Annotated in this window: 7 protein-coding genes and 1 tRNA gene; 3 read left to right on the top strand and 5 right to left on the bottom strand. The window is 70.9% G+C overall.

Going from position 1 to position 6,114, the window contains the following annotated elements:
* From E7Z54_RS07680 to E7Z54_RS23040, 3 genes are all read left to right on the top strand, one after another.
* Window positions 1-1,036 (top strand): helix-turn-helix transcriptional regulator (locus E7Z54_RS07680; RefSeq protein ID WP_206056065.1); only part of this gene is annotated, 1,036 nt, incomplete at its 5' end.
* 130 nt (window positions 1,037-1,166) lie between these two features.
* Window positions 1,167-1,850, top strand: a complete 684-nt coding sequence (locus E7Z54_RS07675) for a hypothetical protein (protein WP_136432512.1) — start codon at window positions 1,167-1,169, stop codon at window positions 1,848-1,850.
* Between the two features lie 147 nt (window positions 1,851-1,997).
* The gene (locus tag E7Z54_RS23040) at window positions 1,998-2,174 is read left to right on the top strand and encodes a hypothetical protein (protein WP_168798216.1); all 177 of its coding nucleotides are present in this window, start codon (window positions 1,998-2,000) and stop codon (window positions 2,172-2,174) included.
* On the opposite strand, the gene E7Z54_RS07670 is transcribed toward E7Z54_RS23040, so the two are convergent.
* The 5 genes from E7Z54_RS07670 to E7Z54_RS07650 form a co-directional block, all read right to left on the bottom strand.
* The gene (locus E7Z54_RS07670; protein WP_136432511.1) at window positions 2,171-2,911 is read right to left on the bottom strand and encodes a GAF and ANTAR domain-containing protein; all 741 of its coding nucleotides are present in this window, start codon (window positions 2,909-2,911) and stop codon (window positions 2,171-2,173) included. The genes E7Z54_RS23040 and E7Z54_RS07670 overlap by 4 nt on opposite strands.
* A 10-nt stretch (window positions 2,912-2,921) precedes the next feature.
* Entirely contained in the window at window positions 2,922-3,311 is a 390-nt protein-coding gene (locus E7Z54_RS23035) for a hypothetical protein (RefSeq protein WP_168798215.1), read from the bottom strand.
* 125 nt (window positions 3,312-3,436) lie between these two features.
* The gene (locus E7Z54_RS07660) at window positions 3,437-4,177 is read right to left on the bottom strand and encodes a hypothetical protein (protein ID WP_136432509.1); all 741 of its coding nucleotides are present in this window, start codon (window positions 4,175-4,177) and stop codon (window positions 3,437-3,439) included.
* 178 nt (window positions 4,178-4,355) lie between these two features.
* Window positions 4,356-4,428, bottom strand: a tRNA-Lys gene (locus E7Z54_RS07655).
* 78 nt (window positions 4,429-4,506) lie between these two features.
* Window positions 4,507-6,063 carry a phytoene desaturase family protein gene (locus tag E7Z54_RS07650; protein WP_136432507.1) on the bottom strand — a complete coding sequence of 519 codons (1,557 nt, stop codon included), beginning with the start codon at window positions 6,061-6,063 and terminating at the stop codon, window positions 4,507-4,509.
* Window positions 6,064-6,114: the final 51 nt, after the last annotated feature.

The raw sequence follows: 6,114 nt of genomic DNA, 5'->3' as shown, positions 1-6,114 counted from the left end.
AGCTGGCCGCGGCCGCGGGCGTGCCCGCGCACACGCCGGGAGGCGCCGCATGACCGGCACCCCGAAGTACGTCGCCCGGATCGCCCGGCTGCCCCGGGTGTTCGAGCGGCTCGCCGCGCACCCCGACGGCCTGCCCCTCAGGGCGCTCGCGGCCGAGTTCGACGTGGGTGTCGACGAGCTCCGCACGGACCTGATGGCGTTCTACACCGCGGACGTCGGGTCGGACTGGCTGCTGGGCCTGACCCGACCGGACGTCTTGGAGTTCCTCGGACCTGACGGCAGCGAGGCCGACCCCACCGAGGCGCAGGTGGTCCGGATCGTCAGTGAGAGCCCTGCCGACGAGCTGGGTGTGGAGTACGTCGACGCGGGGGAGCTCGCCCTCGTCTACGCGGCCGCCCTGGCCCTCCACGACATCGAGCCCGACAACGAGGACCTCGGCGAGGCGATCGACGTGCTCACCGAGACCATGTTCGGCGAACCTGCCGGCGCACCCGACGTGCGGTCGTGGAACCAGCCGCTCCAGCCGCTGCAGCAGGCCCGTCGCGAACGACGCGCAGCGCGCATCGTCTACTCCCGGGCCTGGGCCCCCGGAGTCTCCGAGCGGGAGATCGAGCCCTACCGACTGGTGCAGACCCGCCGCGGCTGGGAGGTCGACGCCGGCCCGGTCGACGACGAGGGCCGGTTGCGGACGTTCCTGCTCTCCAACATCCGCGAGGTGATGGTGCTGGACCGGACCTTCGTGACGCCGGTCGACGTCGACCGGCTCCTCGCCGAACAGCGCACCACCACCCGGGTCCGGGTGCTGCTGCCGCAGGACGCCCGGTGGGCTGCGGACTTCTACGCCGAGAAGGTGCGGTTCGTCGAGGACGACGAGCAGTCGGTCGTGGTCGATCTCGACCTCCTGCCACCGCTCGATCGCCGCGTCGGGATGCTGCTCCTCGCCGCCGGCGGCGACGCGTTGGTGCTCGACCCGCCCGAGCTCGACACGGCCGGCGTGGTGCTGGCCGAGGAGCTGCTCGTGCACCACTCGTCGTGACGGTCGCTCGTCGACGCGACGCCGGGTCGAGCCCGCGTTCTCCGCTCAGACCGTGTGTCGCGAGTAACAGGGGGTACCGGACGGCAAAGGGTCAGGCGCCGGAAACCCGGACCGAAGGAGGCGAGGAACCGTGGCACATGACACGCACCACGGGCCGAAGTCGTGGCGCCGTCACAAGCACCAGGACGACGACCACGACACGACCGACAGTCCTGACAGGGACAGGGCGACGACGGACGGCTCGCCCGGCCAGCACCTGGCCGACGCCCGGACGGCGCCCGAAGGGGAGCTCGCGCACGACCGCTTCGGTGGCGTCAACGGCGGCGCGGCGTTCTTCGGCTGGCTGGTCGCGATCGCCATGACGGTGCTCCTGATGAGCATCGTCGGCGCCATCGCATCCGCGGTCGGCGCGTCCACGAACTTCACTCAGACCGATGCCGAGCGCGAGGCCAGTGCCGTGGGACTCGGCGCAGCCATCGCGCTGGTGGTGGTGATGGTCATCGCCTACTACGCCGGCGGTTACGTCGCCGGGCGGATGTCTCGCTTCGACGGCGGCCGGCAGGGCGTCGCGGTGTGGGCGCTCGGGCTCGTCATCACGCTGCTCGCGGTGGGCGCCGGCTGGCTGTTCGGAAGCGAGTACAACATCCTCGACCGCGTCGACCTGCCGCGGTTCCCGATCCCGTCCGACACCGCGACCATCGGCGGGATCATCACCGTGCTGGCGCTGCTGATCGGCACGCTGCTCGCCGCCATCGCCGGCGGCAAGGTGGGCCACCGCTACCACGACCGGGTGGACCAGGCCGCCTGGTTCTAGGACCGCTACCTCTAGGAGGGGCCGGGCGTGGACACGCTCCACGCCCGGCCTCTGCATGGGGGCCGGCACCTACTACAGTCGGGCCGACAGCTCAGGACGCGGGCTGTGCCACGTGGGTCGGTCGACCCCACGCGCACGGAGGTCCGCATGCAGCCCAGAGGTCAGGTACTGGTCGAGCTCCCGGACGGCACCACCGTCCAGGGTCTGTTGTTGAAGTGGGGTCGCGACGAGAAGGCGGCCCTGGTCACCTATGAGCTCGACGGACGCGTGGCGACGACGTGGATCCCGCTCGAGCGGGTGCTGCCGATCGAGGTGCCGGACTAGGAGTCGGCCTCGGAGCGGGACCAGGAGTTCGACTGGGTCGGCAGCGCAGCGTGCTTCTCGTTGGCGGTGTCCACGATCTCCTGCGCGATGGCGCGCAGCTTGATGTTGCTCGTGGTCGAGGCCCGCACCAGGAACTGGAAGGCGCGCTCGTCGGAGATCTGGTAGCGCTCCATGATGATGCCGACCGCGGTGCCGATCACCTGCCGCGACGCGACCGACTCGTTGAGCTGGTGCTCGTAGCGGGCGCGGCCGAGCGCGATGGCGGCGTGCGCCGCGAACAGCTCGGCCAGCTGGAGCGCGTCCGGATCGATGCCGGGAGACGCCGTCGAGTAGAAGTTGAGGCCGCCCAGGGTGCCGTCGTCGGTGTAGAGCCGCAGTCCCATCTGGGAGCGCAGGCCCTTCGCCAGCGCCGCCGGGAGGTACCTTCCCCACCGCTCTTCGGTGCGCGAGTCCGCCATCAGCATGACCGGTCCACTGCGGATCGAGTCGAAGCACGGACCTTCATGCAGCCGGTACTGCAGGTCGTCCAGCTCCCACACCAGCTGGCCGGTGCCCGCCCTGGTCTCGATCTTCCCGCCGCTGTGCACGATCGAGATGCCGACGTGCTCGAAGCCCGGAACGGTCTGCTGGGCGGCGTGGACGATGGCATCGAGCGTCTCGTCCAGGGACCGCGGGCTGTGGATGGCCTTCGCGGCCTGGGTCAGGGCCGTGGCGACGTCATCGTGGTCCTCGATCACGGGTCCGCGCTCAGGCTCTCGGGTCGCCGTCGTCGCGGCGGCCGCGGTCCAGCTTGTCGGCCTCGTCGAGCCGCTCGGCGTTCTGCCCGCGCTCCTCCTCGACGCCCGCGCGCTTGTGGTCCGCGATCGCCTGGAGACGGTCGGCCTCGGCCTGCGCCTGGAGCGCCTCGGCCTCGATGCGTCGAGCCTCCGCGTCCTCCACGTCGACCTTCGCGCCGTGATCGGCGGCCTCGCGACGGAGCTCGGTCGCGTGCTCGTGGTCCATGACGCGCTTCTTCCTGCTCGCGTAGACCGCGAGAGCGCCGAGCACGATGAGGGCGAGCAGCACCGCGAGGGCGATCCAGACCCACTCGCTGTTGTCATCCCAGAAGTCCCCGAGGCTGTTGAAGAACTCGTCCATGTCGATCTCCTCCTCCGGGGGGCAGTAACCGCTCAGGGTCCTTCGCATACTGGCGGGCCTCGACTCACCCGGCCACGGACCGGGTTCGACGTCACCCTCGAGCAGACTGAGGTGCTGTGCCGGGGTCAGGAGAGGAAGCGGACGTCGCTGACGAGATCCGCGACCGCGACCAGGAACAGGACCGCGAGCATTCCGCGAGCCCCCCAGGACAGCAACGGACCAGAGAGTCCCGGCAGGTGCGGCTGACGCCGATACCACTCCGCCCCCAGCCAGATCCCGGCGAGCACGGGCAGCAACGGCAACACCGGAAGCCACAACAACAGCGTCGCCATGACCGTCCTGAGCCTGGCGCGGGCCGACCAGCCGTCAGAGTCGAGCCAGTGTTCGGCAAGCAGCGTCAGCGCTGCGGCATAGACCACCGGGATGGCGACGAACAGTCCGACAGTGAGCCACACCGGCCCCAGTAGCGTGAAGTCGACCCCATCGGTGTGCACGATCAGTGACCCGGCCACCACGCCCGCACCGACGGACATCGAAACCACGCGGAACCACTTCGGCCCCACCGCCAAGCCACGCAGGATCGCGTAGAAGAACGCCCCGACCAGCCCGAGCTGCCAGGTGGCGCCCAGCAGCTGCGCCGTCCCGCCGAGCGTGAACTGGCCGATGGTGAACCCGTCGTCACTGGTCACTCCGGCTGTGTCCGGGTTCAGCGCCGCGAGCAGGCTCATCGCCAGCCGGCCACCGATCCCGCCGACGAGCACACCGAGCACCGCTCCGGCGACGGTCACCGCGGCCAGCCTGCGCACCGCATCCTCGGCCGACGCCCGCCACGGCCTCGACACCGCTCCCTCAGCAACCGCACCCATCGTGCCCTCCCGGTCATCTCAAGGTAGGGCATCGGGCTGCCGGCCGTCCGGGACTCGATGCCCTGAGAGGCCGCGACCCGCGCACGCAGTCTGGCGGTCACGAGCAGCGGTGCCGCCCAGCGCGGTTTGGGAAAACAGAGGCCGTGTGACCTGCTTGCGGAGGTCACACGGCCTTATGTACGCCATCAGGGACTCGAACCCCGAACCCGCTGATTAAGAGTCAGCTGCTCTGCCAATTGAGCTAATGGCGCCTGCGGTTGAACGCGAGGAGAAACGTTACCAGCGTAGGACGGCGGCGGTGAAATCGGGAGCTCGCGACGGCCGGCCGATCACGACTCCAGGACCGCCTGGGCGGCGTTGTGACCGCCGATCCCGCTGACCGCGCCTCCGCGGCGGGCGCCCGAGCCGCAAAGGAGTACGGCGCCGTGGTCGGTCTGCACGCCCCAGCGCTCGGCCGGCGTCTCGAGCCGGGCCCGGCTGGCCGCCCAAGGCCACTCGAGGTCGCCGTGGAAGATGTGGCCGCCCGGCATCGCGAGCTCGGCCTCGACGTCCTGCGGGATCTTCGCCTCGATGCAGGGGTTGCCGGAGGCGTCCCGCATCACCACGGAGTCCAGCGGCTCGTCCAGCACCGCGTCGAGGGACGCGAGCGCGTGCTTCACCGCCGTGTCCTTCATCCCGGCAGGATCGTGGGCGAACAGCGAGGCCGGCGTGTGGAGACCGAAGTAGGTCAGCGTGTGCGTTCCCTCCGGTACCTCGCCGAGGATCGAGGAGTCGGTCAGGGAGTGGCAGTAGACCTCGCCCGGCAGCGGGTCGGGCACCTCGCCACGCGACGCGGCGGCCCACGCGGCCTCGAGCTCGGGGTAGGACTCCGCGAGGTGCAGGGTGCCGGAGAACGCGGCCGCCGGGTCGACCCCGGACCGCAGGCGGGGCAGGCGCGAGAGCAACAGGTTGATCTTCAGCTGCGCACCCTGCGGCTTCGTGGCCGGGTCCTCGCCCTCGCCGAGCAGGATCCGGAGGACCCACGGCGCGACGTTGGCGAGCACATGCCGCGCGGTGACGCTCTGCTCCCGCGCGCCGTCGTGCCAGACGATCTCGGCTCCGTCGGCGCCCGGGCGGATCGCACTCACGCCGGCGCCGGTGACGATCTCAGCCCCGGCCGACGTCGCTGCGCGCGCGAGGGCGTCGGTCACCGCGCCCATCCCGCCGACCGGGACTCGCCACTCACCGGTGCCGTTGCCGACCAGGTGGTAGAGGAAGCAGCGGTTCTGCACGAGGCTCGGGTCGTGGAGGGACGCGAACGTCCCGATCAGAGCGTCCGTGGCGACCACGCCGCGCACAAGGTCGTCCCGGAACCGCCGCTCGATCGCCACGCCCAGCGGCTGCTCGACGATGTCGCGCCAGGTCTCGGCGGCGACGTCCTCGCGGACCTGCCCCTCGGTGGCCAGCGGCTGGGTGAGGGTGGGCGCCACTCGGTGGGCAAGGCCGGCGACCTCGGCGTAGAAGGCGCGCCAGGCGTCGTACTCCTCGTCGGAGCCGGTCAGCTCGCGGAACGACGCCCTCGTCCTCTCGCTCTCGGCGCGTTCGACCAGCAGGCCGGTGGCCCGGCCGTCGCGGACGACAGGGGAGTAGGAGGCCGTGGCGCGGCTGCTGAAGCGGACGTCCAGACCGAGGTCGGTGACGATCTGATCGGGCAGCAGGGAGACCAGGTACGAGTAGCGCGACAGGCGGGTGGGGAAGTCCGGGAAGGCCTGCGTCGAGACCGCTGCGCCGCCCACGTGGTCCAGCCGCTCGAGGACCAGCACCTCAAGGCCCGCCCGGGCGAGGTAGGTCGCTGCCGTGAGTCCGTTGTGGCCGGCGCCCACGACGACGGCGTCGTATCGGGTCATGCAAGGAGCCTAGGGGGAATGCCGGGACACCCAAGATGGTTGACTCGGCAA

It is taken from the genome of Nocardioides sp., assembly GCF_004803405.1.
GTDB lineage: Bacteria > Actinomycetota > Actinomycetes > Propionibacteriales > Nocardioidaceae > Nocardioides > Nocardioides vastitatis.
Note: the sequence above shows the minus strand (reverse complement) of the source record. Positions and strands in the feature narration are given on the sequence as shown.